Origin of the sequence: Paracoccus sp. SY (assembly GCF_002901215.1) — a bacterium.
GTDB classification, from domain to species: domain Bacteria; phylum Pseudomonadota; class Alphaproteobacteria; order Rhodobacterales; family Rhodobacteraceae; genus Paracoccus; species Paracoccus acridae.
This window is the reverse complement of sequence record NZ_NWMQ01000127.1, coordinates 1-1717: the sequence shown is the minus strand read 5'-3', so window position 1 is coordinate 1717 and position 1717 is coordinate 1. Positions and strand designations below refer to the sequence as shown.

Annotated in this window: 2 protein-coding genes and 1 pseudogene; 1 reads left to right on the top strand and 2 read right to left on the bottom strand. The window is 64.3% G+C overall.

Annotated elements, in window-relative coordinates:
- Nucleotides 1–225: pseudogene (locus CK944_RS23495) on the top strand (hypothetical protein); the annotation flags it as partial.
- Here CK944_RS23495 and rfbA read toward each other — a convergent pair.
- Together rfbA and rfbD are read right to left on the bottom strand one after the other, a co-directional pair.
- Nucleotides 195–1073, bottom strand: coding sequence for a glucose-1-phosphate thymidylyltransferase RfbA (rfbA, locus tag CK944_RS22020; protein ID WP_103175165.1), 879 nt, complete (start codon nt 1071–1073; stop codon nt 195–197). The pseudogene CK944_RS23495 and the gene rfbA overlap by 31 nt on opposite strands.
- Nucleotides 1070–1717 (bottom strand): dTDP-4-dehydrorhamnose reductase (gene rfbD / locus CK944_RS22015; protein WP_103175164.1); only part of this gene is annotated, 648 nt, incomplete at its 5' end. The genes rfbA and rfbD, both read right to left, overlap by 4 nt.

The window sequence follows — 1717 nt, the reverse complement described above, 5'->3', positions numbered from 1 at the left end:
GCCAACCACGCGGCCCTGGATGCCGTCCGATCGGAGTTGCTGCCGGAAAACCGCCTGATCCTGGATCGTTTCGGCGCAGCCCTGCGGCAGCACGGGCCGCTTGCCGCATGCAGCATGGCGCAACTGGGGCTTTACCGGCAGACCGGCGCGGGGACTGCGGCCCTGTTTGCCGCGGCCTTTCTGGGCAGGCTGCGTCAGCGCGCGCCCAGCAATCCCATCAGGTAACGACCATAGGCATTCTTCGAAAACCGTTGCGCCTGTTCACGCAAGGCATCTTCGGAAATCCAGCCGGCCTCGAAGGCAATCTCCTCGGGGCAGCCCGTCTGCAAGCCTTGGCGCTTTTCCAGCGTGCGCACGAAGTTTCCCGCATCCAGCAGGCTGCCATGGGTGCCGGTATCCAGCCAGGCAAAGCCGCGCCCCATCTTTTCGACCGTCAGGCTGCCATCGCGAAGATAGCTTTCCAGAAGCGTCGTGATCTCAAGCTCGCCCCGTTCGGAAGGCTTGACTTGCCGGGCACGTTCCGAGGCCGAAGCATCCAGGAAATAAAGGCCCGTCACGGCAAAGTTCGACGGTGGCAGTTCCGGCTTTTCGATGATCGCGCGAACCCGGCCGTCGGATTGGAAATCGACCACGCCATACCGTTCGGGATCCGAAACCCGATAGCCGAAGACCGTCCCGCCGCTGATCCGCTGATCCGCCGCCTTCAGAAGTTCGGGCAAGCCATGGCCGAAGAAGATGTTGTCCCCCAGCACCATGGCCGATGGCGCCCCCGCCAGGAAATCCTCGGCCAGCAGATAGGCCTGGGCCAGGCCGTCGGGCGAAGGCTGGATGATCCATTCGAACCGCAGCCCCCATTGCTCGCCCGTTCCAAGCAGCCGCTGGAACTGTCCCTGATCCTCGGGCGTGGTGATGATCGCGATCTCGCGAATGCCGGCCAGCATCAGCACGCTGATGGGATAATAGACCATCGGCTTGTCATAAAGCGGAAGAAGCTGTTTCGAAACGCCCATCGTGATCGGATAAAGGCGCGTCCCCGACCCGCCTGCCAGAATGATGCCCTTGCGTCCCGTCATGTTCCGTATCCCAGTTGCTTCAAGACAGTGTCGAGATCGACCCGCCAGTCCGGTCGGTCTATGCCGAAATCCCGCGTGATGCGGGAACAATCCAGCCGCGAATTGGCCGGCCGCCGCGCAGGCGTGGGATAATCGCTGGTCGGGATGTCGCGCACGGCGCAGGCCAGCCCGGCACGGTCGAAAATCGCGCGCGCGAAATCCGCCCAGCTGACATCGGGCGATCCGGCAAAATGATAAAGGCCGCCCGCCTTCGGGTCGGCCCGCATCCGATCCGCCATCCGAAGCAGGGCAGCGGCGATCCGGCTCGCCTCGGTCGGACCGCCCATCTGGTCGGCGACGACATTGATCCGGTCACGCTCGGCGCCCAGCCGCAGCATGGTCTTCACGAAGTTCGAGCCATCCGGGGAAAATACCCAGGATGTGCGCATCACCGCCCATTGCCCGCCTGCTGCCGCGACCTGCCGTTCCCCCTCCAGCTTGCTCTGGCCATAGACGCTTGCGGGTGCTGTGGCGGCATCCTCGGCCCTTGGCAGGTCGCCCGTTCCGTCGAACACATAGTCGGTCGATACATGCAGGAACGGGATCCCCAGTTCGGCCGCTGCCCTGGCCAGCAATCCCGGCGCCGTGGCGTTCAGGGCCAACGC

What these genes read in the sequence shown, in the direction of transcription:
- rfbA (WP_103175165.1), bottom strand. Translation starts at nt 1,073, where the DNA reads ATGACGGGACGCAAGGGCATCATTCTGGCAGGCGGGTCGGGGACGCGC.